This window comes from Pseudomonas sp. TMW22090 (assembly GCF_022496665.1).
In the GTDB taxonomy this organism is placed as follows: Bacteria; Pseudomonadota; Gammaproteobacteria; order Pseudomonadales; family Pseudomonadaceae; genus Aquipseudomonas; species Aquipseudomonas gregormendelii.
In genome coordinates, this window is the sequence record NZ_SCFH01000014.1 from 1 (window position 1) to 23309 (window position 23309).

The following is a 23309-nucleotide window of genomic DNA, read 5'->3' on the forward strand; positions in this document are numbered from 1 at the left end:
CGACTTGGCCAAAAGCCAAGTCGACCCAGAGAGCCCAGAGAGCCCAGAGAGCCCAGAGCCCAGAGCCCAGAGCCCAGAGCCCAGAGCCCAGAGCCCAGAGCCCAGAGCCCAGAGAATTGTCGGAGGAGCAATCTCTGCCGTCTAGTCCACTAAGCAAGAAAAGTGACGGCGCAACCTCAATGGAGAGCGAAATGTGTTATGCACGGAAACTCTGTCTTGCGGCCAAGTCCCAAGTCATGGACATGTTCCAGGAAGCCCGGCTTGGCAAGGCCGTCGACCCAAGCACGACGTTGCCGCTGGTCGGAGAAATCGCTGCCTCGGTGCTGCGCCAACCTCATGCCCTCATCAGCGTCGCACGCATCAAAACGCACGACGATTACACCTACCTGCACTCGGTTGCCGTCTGCGCCCTGATGCTATCGCTGGCCCGGCATCTCGATCTAGACGAGGAGCAAACGCGCCTGGCTGGCATCGGCGGACTGATGCACGACCTAGGCAAGGCCGCGATGCCGCTGGAAGTGCTTAACAAACCAGGCAAGCTCACCGATGCCGAGTTCGCCATCATGAAGCGCCACCCTGTGGAGGGCGCAAAGATGCTGCGCGCAGGCGGGGCCGAGCCCGGGGTGGTGGACATTGCCCTGCACCATCACGAGAAGATCGACGGAACCGGCTACCCGGATCGCTTGGCCGGTGACGCCATTTCACTCCTGGCCCGCATGGGCGCAATCTGCGACGTCTATGATGCCGTGACGTCGGAGCGAGCCTACAAAAAGCCGTGGGACCCGTCCGCGGCGATGCGGCAGATGGCCAAGTGGGAGGGCCATTTCGACAAACGCATCTTCCACGCCTTCGTCAAGGCCGTGGGCATCTACCCCGTCGGCTCCTTGGTTCGCCTGTCCTCTCAGCGTCTGGCCGTTGTCGTTGAGCCGGGAATGGAATCACTGCTGACTCCCAAGGTTCGCGTGTTCTTCTCGCTACGCTCGAGAGAGCCGATCCCGATGCAGACCATCGACCTGGCGGCCACGAGTTGCAAGGACAGTATCACTGGCCCCGAAGACCCGACGCTCTGGAACTTCAAGAACCTCGACGACTTGTGGATGGAATAGCCCCCACAAAACGACGGCCCCGTGAGGGAGCCGTTGAACATCGTCGAGCGATGCCCGTCCAGGGAGGGATGGCCGAGCTCGATTCTCCAGAAGGTAGCTGGTGACACGAGTGTTGAGCCCACCCAACTAGGGTGACGGAAATTTCTGGGGTTCCGGCTTACATCCCCTGTACAGCTACCTGCGCCACCGTGGTGTCGAGATCGGCGCGTACCAGAAGAGCGCCAGGTCACGCGACCAGCAGCCTTCGGCCGCGTCGCCGGCAGAGCCGCCCGCCGCCGAGCGGGTGGCCACCGTCACCCTGCGCCTCGCGGTGGTGAATAACAGCAAGTTCGTGCGCGGCCGGAAGCGGGCCACGGAGAACATTGAGCGCTACTGCCTGGAGCCCTATGGCATGAAGCGGCTGGATGCCGGCCACTATGAGTTGACCATTCCGTATCGGAGCGACGATGAGCTGGACAAGAGCGTGCATGACCTGCTGACCGAGATCAGCCAGGAGGCCGACATGCGCAACTGTTTTGTCGAGATGGGCGCCTGGGAAGAAGACACCGAAAAGCGTTGGTAGGGCTTACGTTGGTTTTTGGTTCCATTGCTCCCCAAACCCCCAGCCCCTACGTTCGCAAGCGCGTCGAGGAGATGATGAACATCCCGGTCAATACATCGATTGATCCGACCAGCGCGATTACCATCGGAGCTGCTTACTTTGCGGGCAGCAAGGAATTCAAGCAGGAAGGCGCTGCGCCGAAAGCCCAGACGAACTCACAAATCAAGTTTCGTGCTGTTTACAACCGCAACTCCCAGGAAAGCGAAGAAACCTTTACCGCCAAGGTTGAAGGAAATACCGCCGGTCTGTTCTATAGGATCTCAAATGACGACGGCTCCTTTGACAGTGGTCTGAAGCCCCTCACGACCCGTATAGCTGAAGATCTTCCACTGCGCGAAGGATCCTTCAATCTATTCACCTTCAAGATCCTTGACGGCCAGAACAACATCATCGATGTTGGCTTTGATTCGATCCAGATTGCACAGGGGCGCTACAGCGTCGCCGGTCAGATGCTTCCAGAAGACATTTGCCTAGTTAAGGACGATCGTTCTACCAAGGACACACGACTCGACCTTGTTTTTGCTAAGAACTGCGTACTACCTACCAAAGGGAAGCGCACCGTTGAGATCGCCAAGACCATCGTCAAAGGCTCTCGTGACGCCATCACCATCATGGTCGTTGAAGGACCATCCGAAAAACATTCATCGACCAATAAGCCGATTGGAATATTGGCTATCACCGGTGAGCAAATTAGCCGTGACCTTCTTCGCGGCACAGAGGTGGATCTGACCTTCGAAATGTCGGAGTCACGAGATTTGACGGTGTCCGCTTACCTGAACGGTACGGGACAGGAGTTCTCTCAGGTCTTCAAGGGCCAGGCCCGCCATGTCGATACCCGCCTGTTGGCCACCGAGGTGCTTCAGCTCGAAACGAAGATACAGTCAGAGATTGAGGACGCTCAGGCGAACGACAACCATGATGGCGCAGCTAAGTTGGAGAAACTGAATGACCAACTCCAGTCGCTTATAGTTGAGAGCGCATCGCTTTCTAGCGATGACGTGACCGACGATCGCTTCAAGCTCGAAGACAAGAAGTGCAAGATTGCTCAAGGGATTTTTGAGCTGACAGCATCCAAGCGGATCAATGCTGCAAAAGCAAACTATCTTCAGGTCAAGTTCGATACGGCCTCCATGGTTCAAGAGTCGGGCAACGATCGCGAGCGGCATCAGCTGAAGGAAATCCTGGCGCGAGAGGAGTTGCATATCCACTCAACCAACCCAGAGCGTATCGACGCTGCGACGGGCGAATTGCAGCGACTTCACTTCCAAATCCTAGCTCGCCAGCCCGACTTCCTAGTTGGTATGTTCCAGCACTTGGAAGAGATACGGCCGACCATGAACGATCAAGCGCAGGCCAAGCAACTTATCGACCATGGACGCCGGTTGGTTGCGACCAAGAACTGGGACGATTTGCGTGATGTAAATGGTCAATTGTGGATGCTTGTTCCCGATACCGAGCGCGCAGAGGAAGACGTGCGACTCTATACCGGTATCGTTTAAGCAACGCCGTTTGCGGCGGGTCTTCACCGGCCCGTCGCTCCACCACGAAGCACTATAAGCCCTCTTGCCTTCGCCCGTTCCGGGCTGCGCGCCCAGGCGAAGCGCTTAGCGTACGATTTATTCCGTCTTCTCTATCGTCCCCGGCGTGGACTAATCGCCGGTTTCGGCCACCGCCTCGGGCGGGACCTCGACCAGCTCTTTCGAGTCAACGAACTGGACTTTGCATTCGACGCATTCAATGCGGCCACTCAGACCAGGCTTGCCCCACAAATTGAGGTGGCAGCTCGGGCAGGTGTACTTGCGTTTGTTCTTCGGGTCTTCTTTGCCTGGATCTGGCTGCAGCAACCCCGCCGAGGTCAACGCGGGAATATCAATCGTCGGATCTTCGGGCATGCCGGGAACCGGTTCGCCGCCAGGCCCGTAGAGCAATACCGCTGACATCGGCACGCGTTTAGTTACCACGTCGATCCAGGACAACATGCGGCCCTGTTCGATCAACTCATTGCAGGCCACATCAAACGGCCCACCTTCGATGATGTAATGCGTCATCTGCTGGCCATGGCGCTTGCCGCCAGGCTCGCCGGTATTGGACGGCATCAAACCGACTGACTCCATTTTGTCAGCCCATTCGGCATTGTGATAACCGCTCCGCGAACGCTTGCCGTGATGAGCCTGCCATTGGTGGACTTGCTCATGTACCAACGTCGAAAGCGTTTGGTGAACGCGACGGTGTGCAAAGTACGCCGGATTCAGCGCGATCTCATCGCTTTTTCCATCGCCGTTCCGACGAAGGAAACGCGACTCGGAGTAATAGCCGAACGTGTTGCTTTTACGCTGGAGCGTGAACAAGCAGCCAGGGAGCTGGCCACGGAAAAGCACCTCATTGAAGTACGCATAGGCGCCTTCAATTTCCTCGTAAAGCTCTTGGCTCGCAGTTGCTGTCATGTGTCCTCCTTTTCTCGCACGCGAGAATTCCCCCCAGGCTGTCCACCCGCGGGGGGAGGTCATGGGTCATCTGCAAAGTTTTTCCTGTATCGTACGATACAGGAAAAATCCCAAAAAAGGGGGGCGAACCCCCTCACATCGCCAGGGCTAATCGGAAGCCGAGGAAGCCGCCAACCGCACCGGCAACCACTGCCGCTATCAAGGCCGTCAGCGCGATGGCCACCAGCCGACGACGCAGACCACCGGCAGCGAGCAGCACCGGAGCTGTGCTCCGGTTCAGCTCGTTACCAATCCGCGCCGCAGCTTCGCGGCCTGCTTGGAGCAGTGCCGCTTGCTGGGTTTCCATCATCGACTCGAAGTTCATTTGCGTCTGCAGCAAGGCCTTGCCCGCTGCATCCTTGATCGCGCTCGCGACCTTCTCCCGCAGTTCGCCGTCGACTTCTTCCAGGCGGCGCACCAGGGCGTCAATGTCTTCGAGCATCTGGCCCGCCAACGCTTCGCGGGCGGTTGTCGGATCCTTGGCCATCGCAGTTACTTCCCTTTGCCGAACAGCGCCGCGTACACGTCATCGAGGTTCTGCCAGGCCGACTTGGCCAGGCGCTGAACCGAGATCATCCGCACGGCGTGTTCCTTGTCTTGCTCGGTCTTCGCCTCGCGCAACATTTCACGGTATGGCGTGGTGTCCTGTACCACCTCGGCGATGTTCTTTTTCAGCGCACGCAGGCGCTCGAACACTTCGTTCGAATAAATCACCGCATCACGCTTGAGGGTGAACTTCTTCTCCAGCTCATGGAAACCGAACAGAGCCGCGAAGGTGTGCGGCAGATCGTCAGCGTCATCGATCTCAACCTTGTTGAACACGATCAAGATTTTCTTGGCCGGTACGCCCAGCGCGGCCAGCGTCTTGATCGTATTGATGGTGTCGGCCTGCTGCTTTTTCTCGCCGACCGTGGGCACCAGGAAGTAATCGAATTCCTCATGCGAGCCTGCGAACTGGCCCATGTACTTGAAAAAGTCCTCGACGTTCGAGGCCCCCACATCGACCACGGCATTGGTTTCAACCATCAGCCATTCCTGCAGCTCGCCGAACTGGCGACCCTTCATGCGCTCAATCTCGGCAGCGGTGTCAGATGCACCCGCGTTGATCGTCTCGATGGCAAACCGAGGCGCGTTCATCCGTGGCGTCAGCAGTTGATCCGATACGGTCGTCTTGCCGGTGTTGCCGCTGAAATTGACTACTGCGATCTTGCTCATGTGCTTTTCCTTCTGCTACGGCCCGCACTTTCGTAGCGGGCCAGTTCTGAGGCGTTCACATCGTCCCCAGGGTTCATGATTTTGCTCAGTTCGCTCGGCGCCATTGGCGCGGGTTGCTGCTTATCGTCCTTGTCTGAATCGTACGATACAGATTCCGTTTTTGGTTCTGGTTGGACTTGGGGCTGGGCTTCCATCGCTGGTTGTTTGGGTACATCCACCGCGTCACTTTTCCCCTCTGCCTTGAGCGCCTTCCGATACCGATACAGATAACTTTTCAGCGTCTCCATGCCGATCTCGATCCCCTGCTCTTTGAGCACATCCAGGATCGCTTGGCGTCTCACTCCAGCCTTCAGTTGTTGCTCAATAATCGGCATCACCTGGCGTATCTGTGCTGCCTTGGTTTCCGGTTCAACTGCCTTCAGTGCAGCTGCTAGGTCTAACCTTGCCATATTGCACCCTCTATGCACCCTTTTTGCTATCTAAATGCATCCTACTCACCACCTATCTGTAGTCAAGCTAAACCCTAACTGCAATCACTATGGAGCCTTACAGCACCCATTCTGCACCTACCTTGTATCCCCCCTGCTACGGCCTTCGGCCTAGGCACTGAATACGCCCTCTTAAGAGCATGATTTTTGATCCTTAACAGGATCAAAATCTCAATACACAACACGCACCACCCTGGCGGGAGGTGTGGCCCGCGTACACTACGGGCTACAGCGCAATTGCCGCGTAATGCAGCGTGATACGTTTGTATTACACATATACCATACAAGCCATATTTTACTAGCATTTTGTGTAGTACGTTTGTTATACAAGATGCCAGCAACAAAAAACTCCCGTTTCAGGGAGGTTTTCAACCGCCAAAAGGGGGCACCGTGGGGAAGACAGTACCGATACGTTTGAACGATCAGCAGCTGGCCAGGGTCGAGGAATCGGCTGCTTTGGCAGGCTATAAACACCTGTCTACGTACATGCGTGATCGCCTGCTTGAGCCGTCCAAAACCGACAGTCACCAAGGCGGCGTAGACCAATGGGCCGACCAGCAGCGCACCTTGGCTTTGCTCGAATCACTCGACCAGGCCCAGGCGACGAATCGAACCATTCTGGCCATCGTGGTCTACCTGCTGCGACAGAACAGTACACAAGGAAAACTCAACGAATTGCGAGCCGAACTTTCCGCATTGGTAAGCAACGAGGAAGTGTTAGCCACCCTACTGCCGGAGTTGGCTAAGGACATAGAACGTCTATCAGGAGAGGACTGATGCACAAACAAGATGTTGAAAACGCGACAATGACGGCAGGCATAGGGTTGCCGTTGGCTGGTTGGCTCGGCGGCGCTCACCTCGCGCAAATGCCATTCACCCCATTCCCCGACGCCCTTCGGGAGACAATCCACCAGACACTGCAGAACCCCATCATGGCCAGTTGCACGGTGGCCAGCGTCGCGGCGGCTGGTGCGCTGGTTTACTACCTCAATGAGTATTGCGACGATGGCTTTCGAGGCGAACGCTTCCAGCAACACTTGCGGGGATCGCGCATTCGCAACTGGCATTTCGTAGACAGCAAGGTACGCACTCGAAACGGCCAAACCAATCGGCAGCGGCGCAAGAAAGGCATGCCGAAACTCGACCCGATCATGATCGGCAAAGTACCGATGCCGCTGCACCTTGAAGACCGTAACACCATGATCTGCGCGTCCATCGGTGCGGGTAAATCCGTGTCCATGGAAAGCATGATGGCCTCGGCGCTGAAGCGCGGTGACAAGCTGGCCGTGGTCGATCCCAACGGGACGTTCTACTCGAAATTCAGCTTCAAGGGCGACGTGATTCTCAACCCATTCGACGCTCGTTCAGCCGGTTGGACGCTGTTCAATGAGATCAAAGGTGTCCACGACTTTGACCGCATGGCCAAGTCGATCATCCCGCCGCAGGTCGATCCAGGCGATGAGCAATGGTGTGCGTATGCGCGTGACGTGCTGGCCGACACCATGCGCAAGCTCAAGGAAACCAACAACCCGAACCAGGACACGCTGGTAAATCTACTGGTACGGGAAGACGGCGACACCATCCGGGCGTTCCTGGCCAATACGGACTCCGAAGGGTACTTCCGCGACAACGCCGAAAAGGCGATTGCCAGCATCCAGTTCATGATGAACAAGTACATTCGCCCGTTGCGCTTCATGACCAAGGGCAACTTTTCCATCCACAAATGGGTGACAGATCCAGACGCGGGCAACCTGTATATCACCTGGCGGGAGGACATGCGTTCGACCATGCAGCCGCTGGTAGCCATGTGGATCGACACCATCTGCGCAACGATCCTCAGTTACGAACCCATGACCGGGAAACGCCTCTGGCTGTTTCTGGACGAGCTGCAATCGCTTGGCAAACTTGAGTCCTTTGTGCCCGCTGCAACCAAAGGCCGTAAGCACGGCCTGCGCATGGTCGGCAGCCTGCAGGATTGGTCGCAGCTCATTGCCAGTTATGGCAAGGAGGATGCCGAAACAGTGCTCTCTTGCTTCCGAAATTACGTCATCCTCGCCGCCGCGAACGCCGAAACAGCGATCAAGGCCAGTGCGATCCTCGGCGAGCAGGAGGTTAGGCGCGCCCGGGTTTCGTTTACTGCAGGACGCCAAACGCGAGCGCAGGAGATCAAGAAAGAATACGTGGTGATGGCCTCCGAAATTTCCAACCTCAACGACCTTGAGGCCTATCTGAAATTCGGTGAAGACTTCCCAATCACCAAGATCAAGCTGCCCTATGTCGATCACAAAGAACGGGCACCGTCCATCGTCATAGCCGGTCAGGCATAACGGGGGTCGGCATGTTCAACGTCACGCCCATCAAGGGAAACAACCAGTATGCGGCAGCGCACTATTTTTCTGCCGCAGATGACTACTACGCGAAGGAATCGCCGGGCGAGTGGCAAGGCGAAGGTGCCGAAAGACTCGGTTTGACCGGCCCGATCGACAGCGTGGAGCTGGCCAAACTGCTCGATGGAAAGCTACCGAACGGCAAGCGCATAGCAACCACCTTCGACCCGAAGTCCGGCAAGAAGCGCATGGGCCTGGATCTGACATTCTCAGCGCCGAAATCTGTCTCGATGCAGGCGCTTGTCGCCGGCGACAAATCAGTTGTCCTCGCCCATGATCGCGCAGTGACCAAGGCCATGGAGCACGTTGAAAAGCTTGCTCAAGCTCGCCGCAAGGAACAGGGCAAGACCATGCGGGAGCGAACGGGGAACATGGTCATTGGCAAATTTCGCCATGAAATGAGCCGTGGTAAAGATCCGCAGATGCATACCCACGCCGTGGTCATGAACATGACACAGCGGGCCGATGGCGAATGGCGCGCCTTGTTCAATGACGACATTTTTGTGGTTCAGCACGAAGTTGACGCCATGTACAAAGGTCTGTTGGCCTATGAGCTGCGCGAGCTGGGCTACGAAATCCGTGTGCTGGACAACGAAGGCAACTTCGAGCTGAACCACATCACCCGCGAACAGATCGAGGCATTCTCAGGCCGTAGCAAGGTCATTGAGGATGCGTTGGCCAAAGACGGAAAGACTCGCGCAGACGCAACCACCCTCGAAAAGCAGATCATCGCCATGGCGACCAGGCCGCGCAAGGATGAGCGCGACGCCGAGCTGGTGAAACAGTATTGGGTCACGAAAAGCCGCGAGCTGGGGATCGACTACGGCGCGCGCAGTCGGCTTGATGGCCGCGAGTATGGCGAGAGCCGCGCTGAACCAGGTGCGCGAGTTCACGCCGATTCCAATCTACCCACCGGCATGACACCCGGCCAAGCCGTGGTGCAGTACGCAATCAATCACCTGACCGAACGTGAGCAGGTCGTCGGCGAGCAGGATATGAAAACCGTCGCGCTTCGCCGTGCGGTTGGCTTGGCCACACCCGACCAAGTTTCTGCAGAGATTGACCGTCTGGTGAAGCAGGGAACGCTGATCGAATCGACACCGGCCTACAAGATGGCCAAGGGATCCGCAGAAGACCCGGTGCTGTCTCCTGCAGGTTGGCAATCCCACCTGAAGGAATTGAAAGGCTGGACAGACAAACAAGCGCAGCAGTACGTGGCCAAGGCCATCGACCGGGGTTCATTGGTCGCGGCGGAAAAGCGCTACACCACGCAGAAAGGGCTGAAGCGAGAAAAGGCGATCCTCGCCATCGAGCGTACAGGCCGGGGCCAGATCGCGCCGCTCATGTCTCAGGAGCAGGTAGCCAAAGCACTCGAAGGCTCGACCCTCACCACTGGCCAGCGGCAAGCGGTCGAGACCATTGTCAGCACCCCGAATAGGTTCGTCGGAATCCAGGGCGATGCCGGTACCGGAAAAACCTACTCCGTGGATCGAGCGGTGCAACTGCTTTCCTCGGTCAACGAGGCGATGAACCACGGCAAGACAGAAGATCAGCCCGGCTATCGGATCCTTGCATTGGCTCCCTATGGCAACCAAGTCGCAGCACTCAAGAATGAGGGACTGGACGCGCACACGCTGGCCAGCTTCTTCCATACCAAGGACAAGAAACTGGACGAGCGAACCATCATCGTCCTCGATGAGGCCGGTGTGGTCGGCGCTCGCCAGATGGAACAACTGATGCGCCTAGTTGAGAAGTCGGGTGCTCGCTTGGTTCAACTGGGCGACACCAAGCAAACCGAAGCTATCGAGGCGGGTAAACCGTTCGCCCAGCTTCAGCAAAACGGCATGCAGACCGCTCGAATCAAAGAGATTCAGCGGCAGAAAGACCCCGAGCTGAAACGGGCCGTCGAGCACGCCGCCGATGGTAATACCCCACTTTCGCTGCAGCACATCAAACACATCGAGGAACTGCGCAACCCTTCCGAGCGGCACCAGGCCATTGTGAACGACTACGTTCGCCTCACTGACCAGGAGCGCAAAGAGGTGTTGATCGTCGCGGGCACGAACAAGGATCGCAAAGAGATCAACACGTTGGCCCGCCGAGCTTTGGGGCTGGAGGGGACAGGGGCCAAGTTCGATACGCTGAACCGTGTAGACATGACCCAGGCAGAGCGCCGCTATGCCCCGGCCTACAAAGCGGGAATGCTGATCCAGCCGGAGAAAGACTACAAAAAAGCGGGCCTGATGCGGGGCGAAACCTACACGGTGAAGCAGGCACTGCCGGGGAACATCCTCATTGTGACCGGCGCCGATGGAAATCCCATCCAGTTCAACCCGCGCCAGGTAACGAAACTCAGCGTGTACAAGCACGAACGCCCGGAGCTGGCCATGGGCGACCTCGTTCGGATCACCCGGAACGATCCGGCTCTTGACCTCACCAACGGCGACCGGATGCGCGTAGTCAGTACGCAAAACGGTTTGATCGAGCTGGCATCGATCAAGGAGCGCAACGGCAAACCTGAGCGAGTAGTGAAGCTACCAGCGAATAAGCCGTTGCACCTAGAGCACGCCTATTCGGCGACAGTGCATAGTGCGCAGGGGTTGACCAACGACCGGGTAATGATCTCGATCAACACCAAGAGCCGAACCACCTCGCTCAACCTGTTCTATGTGGCGATCAGCCGGGCGCGACTGGAGGCGCGTGTATACACCGACGCTATTGCCGGACTACCAGCGGCCATTGCCAAGCGCTACGACAAAACCACCGCTTTGAGCCTGCAGAAAGAGCGTGAAGTGATGCGTCTGCAGAAACCGCACACACTCAAAACCATCGCTGATGGCGCAACCAATGAGCGCGCCCTGGAGCGGAAACAGCGAGTGCTGCCCGCGACACCAAGCGAGGGTAGAGAGTGGACAAAGTAGGGTGAACAAAGCCCCTTCCGGAAGGGGCTTTTTCTCGCGTGCGAGAATTGCTGTCATGACGCACGGAAATTTGGGATTGGACGCAAAGGAACGTATGGCTACAGATTGGAAAAACGTAGGGCTGGCCAGATGGTACGACTGCAAACTTGGCCGCATGAAGGATCGAACATTGGCCAGGTTGGTCGGGACGACACAACACAGGATCCGACAGCGCCGCCTGATGCTTGGCATCGCGGCCTATACGGTCGATCAGGTGATTGAGCCGTTCCGTGATTTGCTGGGGGTTGAATCCGACCCGGCTATTGCCGCTCGATGCGGTGTGTCCGTTTCCAGTGTGACGACCTACCGCGAGTCGCAGGGCATACCGCCCAGACCTCGACCGACGCCGAGAAAGCAACGGATCCCGGCAAACCATCCAGTCAGACCCTACAAGGCGTTGTTGGGTCTTGTGACTGACCAGGACATAGCCAAGCTTTCAGGCTCTACCGTCGCCACAGTCAAAGCATTGCGCGAAGCATTCGGCTTCGGGCCTGCTGCCCCCCTACCTGAGTCGCCGAACCCCGTCCCGCTTCCAAACTATCAAGGGCCGTGGCTTGGGTTCGAGTCGCTATTTGGCACCATGTCTTCGGCGAAGATCAGTCGCGCAGTGGGCGTGCCATTTTCGGTGGTCGAACAGCGGCGGGAGTTTTTGGGCATCAAGCCCTATCAGCGGGTGTCGCGGGTAGCTCGTTACGAGCATCTGCTTGGGATGGTATCCAACAACGTGTTGGCAAAGCTGGCGGGTGTGGCACCGTCACGCATTGCGGACATTCGCAAGAGCAAGGGGCATAACGGCTGATCTACAAAAAAGGGAGCCTACCGGCTCCCTTGAAAGTGTGTCATGCGCTGTGTTGGCCAGCTACGGCTCGTTAAGGTCAAAAGCCCTTGCCACCAAAGCCTTTCGGCTGATGCGAATGCTCCTTCCGTTCGTGCTGAAGCTGACGCTCTTGCACAATGCCTACCCCGGCGAATGGGTAGCGTATCGAAAGATCCTTGCCAGCATGCAGGATCCCGGCCTTGGCGCTGCTCAGAGCTGCACGTTCATGTGCAATGTGAACGGTCTTCTGTCCGTCGCTGACAGCTTGGATTACCTGATTGCCCTGGAAGCCAAGGATCTTTCCCTCGTAGGTCTGACCACGCTCAGCGTTCTTAATGGCTGGCATATCAATCGGTTTGGAAACGGCCAGAGCTTCCGAAGGCTTGCCAGCGGCAGCACCGGAAGGCCCCGATTTTTGCAGCTCCAGCGCTTCCTTGAACGAGGTTTTGAAGTCGGCAGCGCCTGGCATGTTGTCGAATGGCAGATCCTTGTAATACTGGCTACCTTCCTTGCCCACCTGGGCGAATACGCGAGCGCCGCCACCTTGCTGAACGGTCATCACAGTCTTGTCGGAAAGCTCGGCTTTGAACCAGGCAGCGCCCGCTTCCTTCGGATCGGTGAATGTTTGCAGATCCTTGCCTTTCTGGAACAGTTGGTACGTGGTCTGATCAGTGTTTTGCTTTTCCATATGCGCTCCCTTTCAGTATTTCGCCTTGAAGGCGATTCCTTGATCCCAGCGGCTTTGCCAATGGTTCAAGTAGGTTTCAGCGAGCGCCGGGTCATTCCAGACCACTAGTGCGTTCTCGCTGTTGCTCTTGGCCGCTGCAGCGGTGAAGTTGAAACTGCCCGTTTCGACCGTCATGCCGTCCACCACCATGAACTTGTCGTGATGGATGGCGTACGCATCGACAGTGCGAGTCGGTATCCCTGCTTTCGCCAGAAGCGTCAGTGCATGGCGAGCGGCTGGCGTGCGTTGTTCCTGCAGGTTGCTGCGATGGTCGGCAACAACGGCAACATCGACTCCGCGCTGTTTCGCAGCAATCAGCGCACGGGTTACGTCCGGGTTGGTGAACACGTAAGCAGACAGGCGAATAGAGCTGCTTGCTACCTCAATGGTTCGCAGCACCAGTTTTTGCGCCGATCCCTCCGGCGAAAAGCCGACTTCAATACGCCGGGGGCCATCTACTTCAGCGGCCAGGGCCAGCGTCTGAACGCTGGCCCCCGCGATCAATGCAAACGCCAATGCCAATGGCTTGAGCACACTAGAAGCCATTCGGGACGCTCCCCCAAATGTCGTTGGCCTTTTTAGCCAGGCCCTCATCGTCCTTGCACGAAGCAACCGCGTCTCCTCGTGCTGCTTTCGTACGCGACGGGCTGAAATTGCCGTGCTTGTAACGCTTAATGCCGAAATAGTTTTTGATGTACTTGTCGCAGTCGCCATCGCGGGTCATGCCCAGCAGGCAGAGCACTGCGCCACAAGCATCCGGGTCGCTGTCATGCCCATATGGCAGATCGGCAGCGTTGGTAGCACCGGACAAAAACAGCGCACCGAGCAGCGCAGCAAATGGAAGTTTTTTCATAAATCCCCCTTTTCTCGCGTGCGAGAAATTCAGTTGATGATCTGTACGAAAGAAGGTGCTGCTTGGGCTTGGGCTTGCACCGGAGCCGGAGCCGCTGCAGGTGCTGCAAGCGGCTGGTCAAAGCGCTGGAATCGCTGATCGCTTTCAGGAACATCGGTGTTTAGGTGAACCTGCACCTTGGGTTGTTCTGGCGCCTGAGCTTGTCCAGTAGGCGCACTCTGGAAAGCCACGGCCTGCACTGGCGCCACTTGTTGACCGTTTTCGTCGGTCACGATCACCCACGGGCCACTCTGTTGCTGTGAGGCTCTACGAGCGCGCACAGGTGCCTTGCTTGCCCCTTTCGACGGAACGGCCATGGCAATCGCCTCATCGCCTTCCAGCGCCTCTACAGCGGGCACAATTGGATCGGTGGCAGTGGGATTGAGAGCGCCAGTAACAACCTTTTCCACATACGATGGATCGCCTGGCTTGTCCGGCTGGTATCCACGGGTGCGATTGCCGCTGTAGTACATCGAGAACGAATCACGCAACGCTTCTTGCGGTTGAGCGCCCGAAGTCAGCGCTTTGGTGTAGTTCTTCACCATGAGATCGCTGATTGCCTTGAGGTTCTGGCAAGGCTCAAAGGCTTCGGCATAGGTCATGCCCATGGCGCGCATGTTGGTGACCAGGAGCTGGCCGATTCCCACTGAAAAACGCTGACCCTCCCGCTCCAGTCGTTCAGCGGTGGCCACCGCCTCGCGCAACGACTGGGGCTGACGCTCCAGCCGTCCACCTACAACCCCAATTGCATAGGGGTTGTAGGTCGATTCATTACCGATCAGGGACTTCAGCGTTTGCTGGTGAACTGTCGGTGCACACTTCGCCGCCAGTTCAGAGAAAGGCATAGGGGCAGGCTCATCGGCCCAGGCCTGGCCGACCGTACAAGCCAGAGCCAGCATCGTTACCGCGAACTTAGGCAGCTTTTGCATATTGCACCTCCGAAATGTAGCGGCGGCCGTCGAAGCCGTATTCCCACTGAATGACTACATCGATCAGTTGCCGCGAATACTCGACCAGTTGGTTTTTGGTCATATCCGCACCACCTCGGGCAGCCATTGAGGCCAACCGGTCAAACATCATTTCCGGCGAGTCCGCGTGTATCGAGGACAGCGAGCCGCTGTGACCGGTGTTGAGCAATTCCAGAAACGGGAATGCCTCACCGCCGCGAATCTCGCCCATGATTGCCCGGTCGGGCGTCAGCCGGAGGATCGATTCAAGCAAGTCGAACGGCGTCACCTTGGCGCGGCCTTGGGCGCCGCGTGAATAGAGCAGGTGAACCGCGTTCCGGGCTGGTATACGGATCTCACGGGTGTCTTCAATCGTGACAATCCGCTCATGTGGATCAATGTGCTGCAGCATTCCGTTAAGCCAGGTGGTTTTACCGGCGTTGGTTCCTGCAGAAATCATGATGTTCTTGCGGGCCTTGATGATGCCGATGAAAAACTCTTTCCAGCGCTTGGCCCGGTACAGCTCTATCAAGTGATCGTCTGAATAGTCGGAGTGCGCCCGAGGTTTGTTGATGTGCTCGAACGCGCCAAATTCCTCGTACTCTTTCAAGGTGATCTGCGTGATTCCTGGCTTACGGATACAAACGATGCCGCCAATGTGCTGCTCAACAGCGGGAGCCAGCACAACCTGGACGCGGTAATCACCGCGCTGGTTGTCTGCTACACCATCCGCAAGATTGATCGGGATACGGCCCGACAGGATCGGCGTACTGGTATCAACCTTCTGGTCGGTATGCGCAGCGATTACCTCACCAAGCGAGGTAATCAGCGGAACAGTCACACCCTCGATCTGCACTGGCTGCATGAACCGATGGCCGCGAAATCCGGCCCAGACATTGTCCGGGCCGTTGATCGCAATTTCGGAAACTTCAGGATCATCCAGCAGCGTGACTAGATTTCTCAGCTTGGAACGGAAAGATGCAATAACAGACATACCGCTTCCTCACTGGATGTAGGTCACGCCGCCATTGCTGGCGTGCTCGATCTCTTTCTTGAAATGCGAGCTGAAATCCAGATCGCGCTGCAGGTAGATCACCACTCGCGAACCGTGCGGGACGGTCAGCGTTGGCTGAATATTGGCGTAGCGACCCAGGATCGTCTGAGCAGAGTCAGCCGCGGCTTCCTGCACCTCAGAGCGATAGCGCGAAGACGAGTTTTCCTGATCGCCGGACGAAACCCCGGAATTCGAGGCACCGGCCCCAATGATCGACACCGCTGCAGCAACACCAAAAATCTGCGCCCAGTGGTTGTCGACAATGCCACCCTGGCCAGCGGTGCCGAGCTGGTCAGCACCACCGCTGTTGATGGCAATTTCCATCGCTGGCCTGCCAGGCAGGACAGGCGTGCGCAACCAGTTCCAGATCGTGAACAAGCGTTCCTGTCCTGGTCGCAGAGTCGCGTTGTAGCTTCCACAAACGGTCGAACCCCATGGGATCATGACCCGGCGACCGACTGCCGCATAAACGTCCTGCTGAATGTCTACACAGACTTGGCCCGGCAACTGGCTGACGGCGCGAGGTTGAAGAACACCCTCGATCACGGCGCCTTGCAAAACCTTGTACTCGAGATTTTCCAACTGACGACCCGTTGAAACCGGCACGCCATCGGAGAAGGTCGATGCCGCGTAAGCGTCGTTTGCATTGGTCGGTGTCGAAGGGCCATTGCCCCCCCCAAGCGATGAGCCAGATCCACCCTGTTGGCCACCTGCTCCATCCTTGAAGCCGTCCTCTTTCGCACTGGCGAAAATGGCCGACCGCTGACGAGCTGCAAGCATCTTCTGCCGCTCCAGCTCCATCTGCATTTCCAACGCTTGCCGCCGCTTTTCTTCTTCACTCAAGCCGGTTTGTTGGTTCTGCCGATCCACCACCGAGCGCGGCGTATCAGCAGGAGCAGCCGAGCCGTCATTGCTAACGGGGCTTACCTTTGCCGCCTCACGTTTCGGCGAAGGATCCAACACACGCTTGGGCGATGCTGCGACCACTTCTTCTTTCTTCAAGCCGCCCGTAGCTTTGCTATCGCCGCTGTTGTTCAGCCAGTAAACGAAGCCCAAACCCGCCACGGTTGCGACGATCAGCGCAATGCCGGTCGCTTTGTTGGAGCCGCCTTTGGCCTTCAACATCGAGTTGGATTGCGATTCGTTCCACTCGCGAATTTCGTCCTCGCGAGTTTTCTCCGTCGCTTGTTTTTCAGGGGTCTGCTTGTTGTCTTCAGTGGCCATGCTTATGCCCCTCCGCCGTCACGGGCACCACGGGTAACAGTGCGTTTGTAGGGATTCGCCAGGTTCTGCACACACACGTAGGAATTGCCGTCACGCAAAACAAACATGCTGTCCAGGCGCTCAACGACCACGTAGTCACCCTCACGACGCTTGTTGACCATCGCCTCGGTGCCATCCGGCAGCACCCGGTAGAACTGCGGCATGTCGGCACCTTTCTTGAGTAGGAACTTGGTGAACTGGCCATCGTCCATCACCGACTGCAGGCCGATTGCGTCCTTGTCACCCGAAAAGCCGTAGTTGATGTTCGGCTCGCTCGCGGTGCCGGAGCTGGCCACCGGCGCTGGCTCATTGCTTTTGAACTCGGAGTAGGTGGCCACCCGACTGGTCGGATAGATGAAGCGCACCAGGTACGACTGGCCAGCCGTTTTTTTGGTGCTGCCCAGCTGGAAGTAATAGGTGCGTTTGCTGGTGATAACGGTCAGGTTAGTGTCCGCATTTTCTTCAACCGGTTTGAGGAAAAGCCGGTTGCGGAATGGGATGGTTTGCCAGGCGATGGTATCGCCGAGCGCAACAACCTTGACCATTTCGTCTGCTTCGAATTCCAGCGAAGTTTGATAGTTGTACGTCCCTACCAGTTCATAAACTTGGTTCGGGTCGTAAGGAACTTGTTTTACCCGGCTATCGCTCATAAGCGGCTTTGGCAACTTTGCGGCATGTGCGATGCCACCCGCAAAACACAAACTCAGGGCGATAGCGGTCGGCAGAATGCAGTTTTTCTTCATGATCAGTTTCCTTGAATTGAATGAATTACCGGCGGCTCAGTTCTTCACTCTTACGGTAAACAGTAGCCAATGTTCCGAGCGGGTTTACCCAACGGTCGCCAAGTGCTCTTGGCTTCAGTGTGTTATCGATTTTTACGTTTGCCACGTAGTTGGTAACAACCGGGTCTTTCGTACCCCACTTGTGCAAATAGGATCTAAAAGAAACCTGATACACGTCTCCGACTTTGTTCATCCCATACGCCTGAGCTTCAATCCAGTCTTTCGCATCAAGCGTCAGGTACGGGTTATCAGGGTTTTCCGGGTTGATCAGTTGTTCATATTCCCGAGCAATGTCCGGCGTGATGAACAAGTGGCATGCATCGGACAGTTGCTGTTTACGTTTCGGATCGAACGTATTACATGCACCCACAAAGTCATACAGCGCACCTTGGATCAACGCATCTTCAGAAGACACGTTGTCTTGGTCGATAACACGCATCTTCAAAACCTCACCATCCGCACCGATGGTCGCAACCACCGGAATGACGGTATGGATCTCTGCCAGCGCGGCTACCGCTATGCCCAGCCCGAGAATGGCAACGGCCTGGATGCCATTGAGGTAGAATGAACGGTTGCGTTCTTGCTTGGTTTTCTGACCTTCGCGCAAGGCCTTGCGGCGCAGCTGTTCATCATTCTTAAACGTCTTGTCCATTAGCGACGTACTCCCAAAGTTCTGATAGCCATCATTACAAGCGAGGATCCTTGTACCGCTGCACCCGAAGACAGTGCCGCCGCCCAGCCACGCACTTGCAACATGCAGATAATCAAGACGCCCTCTACGATCAGGATTGTTCCGTACTGTTGCGCGGTCATTAGTGCTGCATCGCTGATAGTGGCGGTTTGCGCGACTTCATTGATTGCATCCCCGAAAACCGAATAACCAAAACGAATAATGGCGATGGACAGAATGTAGATAAGTGAGAAGTTCAGCATTTTACTTAGCCAGTTCATGCCCCATTGCCGAGTCTCCGAAAAGAAGAAGAACGCGATCAAGATCGGAAGAATTGCCATGCTGATAGCAGCACCAAACTTTGCAATCAGCATATTCAGAATGGCGACCACAAACAAAATGCAGTTAATCAAGAAAAGACCGTAGCCCATCAGGATCATCGCAAACTGACGCCAACTAACATTCATCAGAACGCTGGCAACCTTCCCCACGTTTACATACAGCGCGTCGAGCATCGAAGTGGTAGTGCTACCGCCACTCATAATTTTCGCGGCAACCGACTCAGTGAACGTGCCCCATGCCTGGTAAAACACAGCTCCGCCACTACCCCAGTTCAAAGTGAGAAAGATCAGTGATGTGAGCATTGCCCTTTTCGTAATGTCCCAGTATTTGACGGATTGGCCGTTGTAGATCGAAAGCCCCAACGCGACCCAGTACCCAACAGCAACGACATAGACCAGTGGTGAAACCAGCTCCGCAAGGTTGGGAAATACTTCGGCGACGAAACTTGTCGTTACTTCGTCCGTAGCCCCGATCAGACCTTCAAGCGTCAGCTGCGCCATGGATTCGATGCCCCATATACACCCTTGAAGTGCGAGATCACTTCAGGAGAGCGGAAGTCTTCAGCGCTTACGGTCGCACCGGTCTGCGCCTTGATTTCTCGTGCTGTTTTCTGAATGCACCCCTGTACCAAGGCACCACCGTAGGACGACGACTGCATGTAGATCTCTGCAAAGCAGGTGCCCGGGAACCAGTCGCCAACATCCTTTTTGGTTGCCTTCAGCAGCGGATTTTCCGAGGTGGCCACCGGCGCCGTGGGGGCTTCACCATCGACCGGCGAGGTCGAAAAGTAGGACGAGGTGTTGATGTAAACCAGCCCGCCGACCACGACCACACCGACGCAAACAGAGAGGATATGGTGCAGCTTGAACTTAAGCATTGGTGCGCTCCTGGTCAGCGGTTACGAACGGGGTGAACTGGCAAGCGCACGGTGACTTGTCCAGCTTGGCGGTATTGGTGACACAGCCGGAGGCTGCGCCGACCAGTACCGCCAGAACGATTACCTTCCAGAGCTTGGCGATCAGCCACAGCGGCCCCCAGACTGGGGCGGTGATAATTTTGAGCATCAGCAGGATTGCTTTCATTTCAGATCTCCTTTTCTCGCACGCGAGAATTACTGTTCAGTCCAGCGAAAGAATTTCTCGTTATCCGCAGTGGCCTGGTTTTCAGCGTTGTTCAGGTTCGCCTGCAGGTTCATGTTCAACGCCTGCAGCTTCGACTGGGCCGAGGCCAACATGCCGTTTTCAGCAGAAATGCGGTTCTGCAGGTCAGCGGCATCCTTGGCGTTTGTGGTCATATCCACTTGACGCGAGAGGGTGGCCAGGTTGTTCAGATGCACCTGCACTTCGCTGTAGAGCGCATCGCCACCAGACATGGCTGCGCGAACGGCATCAGAACTGAGCTGGTAGCCTTGGGCGCGTTGGCCTTGTGGGTTGGCAAACAGCTCTTGCGGCAAGGTCTTGATCAATTCCTCGTAGTACGACTGCTTGCTGCCATACGCACCGGAGCCTTGCCGTGCAACGACCTCTTGCCAGGAACCCGGCACGACCGAAGCCGAGTTGATCGAGTCGTTCAGGCCGATGGCACCACGGCCATAGGAACCTTCGAGGTTGCGCAGGATGTTGCCTTGGGTCTGATACGAGTCTTTCAGCGTCTCGAATTGTTCCCGCAGCACAACAAGCTGTTGAGCCAGGGCCGCCCAGGTTCCGGCGTCACCAGTAGGAACGCCGGTAGCATTCACTTGGCCGCTCACAGCCATGGCCACTGCCACTGCGAGGCCGATTTTCTTCATAGTTGCCATCATTTGACCGCCTTCAGGTTGTGGGTGTTTTTCGCTTTGGCTTCCGCCATAAAGACAGGAACCCATTGCTCAGGGTCGTCGGTGCCGAGGCGCTTGATGATGGAATCCATCAAGGCGACACCAACATCGTTTGAGGACAGCACCGGGATAAAGTCGGACAGGTTTTCGTCATCCACTTCGGAAGTCAGATCGAAAACCGCCCTGATCGACTCCTTCCCGCGACGGATCAGAAACTTGCGGGAAGCCTGGCCGATCTCACGAATCCACTTACGTTCTGCGACGGTCAGGTTTTGATGGTCTTCATCAGTGGCCGCGTCGTTCGACAGGTAGATCTTGGTAGAGGTCTGCTTGTCGATTGAGTCGGTTTCACTGCGGAAGTACTTCGCATCAGGGGTGACGAAGATAATCAGCCCGTTTTTGCGGCGGATCTGCATGATGAAGTTGTCGATTCGCTTCTTCCAATAATCGTTCTTCACCAGGTTTTGCCCTTCCTCCAGTACCAGGATGAAAGGGGTGCCATCCATCGCTTGCTCAATACGGTGGAGCGGGTAGCTCAGGACGACCGGCAGTTCAGGCCGTGCCTCACCGCCCTTGAGCAGTTCCATCATTTCAAAGCAGTAGTGCCGGGAAGTGGTCAGGTCGATAGAGTCGTGTTGATTGTCGAACACACCAGCGTTCGCACCAGTCACGCCCTTGGCGCCGTGCCAGATGGCCATAATGTCTGCCAGCTCACCCTGGCCATACGTCCACACCACATTGCGCAACCGCCGATCCTCATACGGCAGCGAGTAGTTTTCATCTACCAGGGCCTTGAAGCGCTTAATGTCGTCAGAGTCAGCCGGTGTAGGGGCGTAGCACTGACGCATCTGCACCTGCAGATCGACCAGAAACGCCCGGTTCTCAGCCGTGTCCGGCAGCTTGAAAGGATTCCAGTTCATGCCGCTGTGCGGGGAAAGCGTGGTGTGTACCCCGCCCATTGCCTTCATGAACACCTTCGCGCCGAAGCGGTTATCGAACCAGAACACTCGCGGCCCGGCTTTGTCGGCTTCACAAACCATCGCCGAAATCAGCGTGGTCTTACCTGAGCCGGTGTCCGCTGCAACTGCGGTGTGCCCTGCAACCATCCCTTCCAGCTCGCGGTGAAAGTTGAAGTTGTAAGACGTGCCGCTCTCGGTTTCAAAAGCCGTGATCGCAGGCCCCCACAAATTGCCGTCGCGACGGCCCCTTGCGAAGTTGTGCAACGAAGCGAACCCGGCGAAGTTGCTCGATTTGATCTTCCCACGACGACCGATCAAGGCCTCTTGTTGGCCAGGCAGCTGCGACCAGAAGAAGGTTTCCAGGGCCATCCACTCACGAACAGATTTGACGTTCAGGTCGACAAAGCATCCCTCGATCAAACCAACAGCTTTATCCAGCGCCTTGTTGTTCGCTTTGCGATGGTCATCGGAGTCCATTGGCAACGAAGGCACGTGAACGAAGATCGTCAGGTGATGCAGGCCATTGACCGTATCGCCACGGCGCAGAGCACGAATGCCTTCAGTCAGTTCCTGGCTGTCATCGTTGGAAATCCCGTGGGTGTCCGATACGGTCAGTCGTCGCTGTTCATCGACCATCGACGACTCGGCTTCAATCCGGTTCGAGAAGAAGAACGATTGCGTGATGATGAATTCCACCGGCTGCTGCAGGAACTTGTTCATCATTCGCGATGGCGTCTTACGCGGCCACTCGGCCATGCTCAACACCGCTCCGATTCTCGAACTGGTGCTACCCCGGACTTCACACATCGTTGCCAACACGCGGAAATTGAGTCGTGCGTATGGCAACATTTCGCAGATTTTCTGATCGCTCACGGGGATCTTGCGATCCTCAAGGTTGATCAGGTAGTGGAAGAACGAGCTGAGTTCGGAGAATTCTTCCCCCAGGTAATCGAGGACAACTTCAGCAGGGTATTGAGCTTGATCGCCAACCACCTTTTTGAATTCGTCCCAGCTCCACCGGAAACGGCTGACAGCATCAAAGGCCTGGTCACGGCCCATGAGCGTGGTGGAGCAAACCGGGTGCCGCTGGATCTGCAGCCGGGTAGCGCCGTACTCAGAAAGGCCGCGCAACAGCAGGTTTGACGCCTTGTAAAGATCGTCCGCCATTTCCTCGAAGGATTCAGCATCCTGCTTGTTAGCACTGGTGCCCGTGATGAGCGCAATTCCTCGATCCATGATCCCTGGCATACCGGCACGGAAGCGGCTACGCACCAACGAGATATAGATCTCGTTAACATAGAAGCCTTTGCTCTCGTAGCGCTTACGCCAGGCCGCATTGAACTGCTTGGAGAACCAAGTGGAACCCTGCCCTTCAGGGAAATCAAACACCTTGCGGCGGACTACATGCACATACAGCGCAAGGTCGCTGGAAGCGATAGTGCGCAGCACGGTATTACGGCGAACTTCAAACTGTTTAACCTGTTCGTCAGACAAAGAGTCAAAGAGCAAGCCGTCAATTTTGACAACTTGCACCAACGAACTTTCCTTGGTCATAACTGTTTCGTCATCGTAATGGTAATCATACGGCACCATTTCGCTAACTTGCAGTTCCAAGAGATCTTGCTCGGACCCCTCTGGATGTTGAACACCAAGAGAGAGATCAAGGTTTTGCGTCAGCTTTTTAAAAGCTTTATCAACGAGGCGCATAACTCCGATACCCCCAAACTTTCCGATTCTGTGAGGCGCGCAAGCGGAAAGCTGCTTGCATAACCCCGAACAAATAAACGTCTTTGCTGCAGA

23 protein-coding genes and 1 pseudogene are annotated in these 23309 nt (G+C 56.5%); 7 read left to right on the forward strand and 17 right to left on the reverse strand.

Features of this window, described 5'->3' with window-relative positions; genetic code table 11:
- Nucleotides 1-236: 236 nt before the first annotated feature.
- From EQV97_RS27815 to EQV97_RS27825, 3 genes and pseudogenes are all read left to right on the forward strand, one after another.
- On the forward strand, nt 237-1106 hold the full coding sequence (locus tag EQV97_RS27815) for an HD-GYP domain-containing protein (RefSeq protein WP_223198360.1): 870 nt from the start codon (nt 237-239) through the stop codon (nt 1104-1106).
- Nucleotides 1107-1272: 166 nt separating this feature from the next.
- A pseudogene (locus EQV97_RS27820) lies at nt 1273-1668 on the forward strand (recombinase family protein); the annotation flags it as partial.
- A 74-nt stretch (nt 1669-1742) separates the two neighbouring features.
- Complete coding sequence (locus EQV97_RS27825; RefSeq protein ID WP_240890470.1) at nt 1743-3206, forward strand: hypothetical protein; 1464 nt, start codon at nt 1743-1745, stop codon at nt 3204-3206.
- Between the two features lie 150 nt (nt 3207-3356).
- Here EQV97_RS27825 and EQV97_RS27830 read toward each other — a convergent pair whose 3' ends face one another.
- The 4 genes from EQV97_RS27830 to EQV97_RS27845 form a co-directional block, all read right to left on the reverse strand.
- On the reverse strand, nt 3357-4151 hold the full coding sequence (locus tag EQV97_RS27830; RefSeq protein ID WP_240890471.1) for a SprT-like domain-containing protein: 795 nt from the start codon (nt 4149-4151) through the stop codon (nt 3357-3359).
- Nucleotides 4152-4284: 133 nt separating this feature from the next.
- The gene (locus EQV97_RS27835; RefSeq protein ID WP_138962805.1) at nt 4285-4677 is read right to left on the reverse strand and encodes a hypothetical protein; all 393 of its coding nucleotides are present in this window, start codon (nt 4675-4677) and stop codon (nt 4285-4287) included.
- 5 nt (nt 4678-4682) lie between these two features.
- Entirely contained in the window at nt 4683-5405 is a 723-nt protein-coding gene (gene stbB / locus EQV97_RS27840) for a StbB family protein (protein WP_240890472.1), read from the reverse strand.
- Complete coding sequence (locus EQV97_RS27845) at nt 5402-5854, reverse strand: hypothetical protein (RefSeq protein ID WP_240890473.1); 453 nt, start codon at nt 5852-5854, stop codon at nt 5402-5404. The genes stbB and EQV97_RS27845 overlap by 4 nt, the downstream gene beginning before the upstream one ends.
- A gap of 453 nt (nt 5855-6307) precedes the next feature.
- Here EQV97_RS27845 and EQV97_RS27850 point away from each other — a divergent pair, with 453 nt between their 5' ends.
- From EQV97_RS27850 to EQV97_RS27865, 4 genes are read left to right on the forward strand one after another with little or no spacing between them, the layout of a single operon-like run.
- Nucleotides 6308-6670: a hypothetical protein gene (locus tag EQV97_RS27850; protein WP_233428456.1), complete on the forward strand. Its 363-nt coding sequence runs from the start codon at nt 6308-6310 to the stop codon at nt 6668-6670.
- Nucleotides 6670-8220, forward strand: a complete 1551-nt coding sequence (locus EQV97_RS27855) for a type IV secretion system DNA-binding domain-containing protein (RefSeq protein WP_016715832.1) — start codon at nt 6670-6672, stop codon at nt 8218-8220. Before EQV97_RS27850 ends, EQV97_RS27855 begins: the two co-directional genes overlap by 1 nt.
- An 11-nt stretch (nt 8221-8231) precedes the next feature.
- Nucleotides 8232-11201, forward strand: a complete 2970-nt coding sequence (gene mobF / locus EQV97_RS27860; protein WP_240890474.1) for a MobF family relaxase — start codon at nt 8232-8234, stop codon at nt 11199-11201.
- A 55-nt stretch (nt 11202-11256) separates the two neighbouring features.
- Complete coding sequence (locus EQV97_RS27865; protein WP_240890475.1) at nt 11257-12039, forward strand: hypothetical protein; 783 nt, start codon at nt 11257-11259, stop codon at nt 12037-12039.
- Between the two features lie 76 nt (nt 12040-12115).
- On the opposite strand, the gene EQV97_RS27870 is transcribed toward EQV97_RS27865, so the two are convergent.
- Genes EQV97_RS27870 through EQV97_RS27930 form a run of 13 tightly spaced genes read right to left on the reverse strand, consistent with a single transcriptional unit; the run spans nt 12116 to nt 23216 of the window.
- Entirely contained in the window at nt 12116-12745 is a 630-nt protein-coding gene (locus EQV97_RS27870) for a hypothetical protein (protein ID WP_240890476.1), read from the reverse strand.
- 12 nt (nt 12746-12757) lie between these two features.
- Nucleotides 12758-13330, reverse strand: coding sequence for a phospholipase D family protein (locus EQV97_RS27875; RefSeq protein WP_240890477.1), 573 nt, complete (start codon nt 13328-13330; stop codon nt 12758-12760).
- Complete coding sequence (locus EQV97_RS27880) at nt 13320-13637, reverse strand: TrbM/KikA/MpfK family conjugal transfer protein (protein ID WP_240890478.1); 318 nt, start codon at nt 13635-13637, stop codon at nt 13320-13322. Before EQV97_RS27880 ends, EQV97_RS27875 begins: the two co-directional genes overlap by 11 nt.
- A 29-nt stretch (nt 13638-13666) precedes the next feature.
- Nucleotides 13667-14605, reverse strand: a complete 939-nt coding sequence (locus EQV97_RS27885; RefSeq protein WP_240890479.1) for a lytic transglycosylase domain-containing protein — start codon at nt 14603-14605, stop codon at nt 13667-13669.
- Nucleotides 14589-15617 (reverse strand): P-type DNA transfer ATPase VirB11, encoded by a 1029-nt coding sequence (gene virB11 / locus EQV97_RS27890; protein ID WP_130932305.1) that lies wholly within the window; start codon nt 15615-15617, stop codon nt 14589-14591. The genes EQV97_RS27885 and virB11 overlap by 17 nt, the downstream gene beginning before the upstream one ends.
- A gap of 9 nt (nt 15618-15626) precedes the next feature.
- Nucleotides 15627-16901: a TrbI/VirB10 family protein gene (locus tag EQV97_RS27895; protein WP_240890480.1), complete on the reverse strand. Its 1275-nt coding sequence runs from the start codon at nt 16899-16901 to the stop codon at nt 15627-15629.
- Nucleotides 16902-16903: 2 nt separating this feature from the next.
- Nucleotides 16904-17683: a TrbG/VirB9 family P-type conjugative transfer protein gene (locus EQV97_RS27900; protein WP_194693894.1), complete on the reverse strand. Its 780-nt coding sequence runs from the start codon at nt 17681-17683 to the stop codon at nt 16904-16906.
- Between the two features lie 25 nt (nt 17684-17708).
- Nucleotides 17709-18374, reverse strand: coding sequence for a type IV secretion system protein (locus EQV97_RS27905; protein WP_016715822.1), 666 nt, complete (start codon nt 18372-18374; stop codon nt 17709-17711).
- Nucleotides 18374-19234: a type IV secretion system protein gene (locus EQV97_RS27910; protein ID WP_138962772.1), complete on the reverse strand. Its 861-nt coding sequence runs from the start codon at nt 19232-19234 to the stop codon at nt 18374-18376. Before EQV97_RS27910 ends, EQV97_RS27905 begins: the two co-directional genes overlap by 1 nt.
- Entirely contained in the window at nt 19222-19611 is a 390-nt protein-coding gene (locus EQV97_RS27915) for a hypothetical protein (RefSeq protein WP_016715820.1), read from the reverse strand. The genes EQV97_RS27910 and EQV97_RS27915 overlap by 13 nt, the downstream gene beginning before the upstream one ends.
- Complete coding sequence (locus EQV97_RS27920) at nt 19604-19816, reverse strand: hypothetical protein (protein WP_016715819.1); 213 nt, start codon at nt 19814-19816, stop codon at nt 19604-19606. Before EQV97_RS27920 ends, EQV97_RS27915 begins: the two co-directional genes overlap by 8 nt.
- 29 nt (nt 19817-19845) lie before the next feature.
- The gene (locus EQV97_RS27925) at nt 19846-20535 is read right to left on the reverse strand and encodes a type IV secretion system protein (RefSeq protein ID WP_240890481.1); all 690 of its coding nucleotides are present in this window, start codon (nt 20533-20535) and stop codon (nt 19846-19848) included.
- Nucleotides 20532-23216 (reverse strand): type VI secretion protein, encoded by a 2685-nt coding sequence (locus EQV97_RS27930; RefSeq protein ID WP_240890482.1) that lies wholly within the window; start codon nt 23214-23216, stop codon nt 20532-20534. The genes EQV97_RS27925 and EQV97_RS27930 overlap by 4 nt, the downstream gene beginning before the upstream one ends.
- Nucleotides 23217-23309 lie beyond the last annotated feature (93 nt).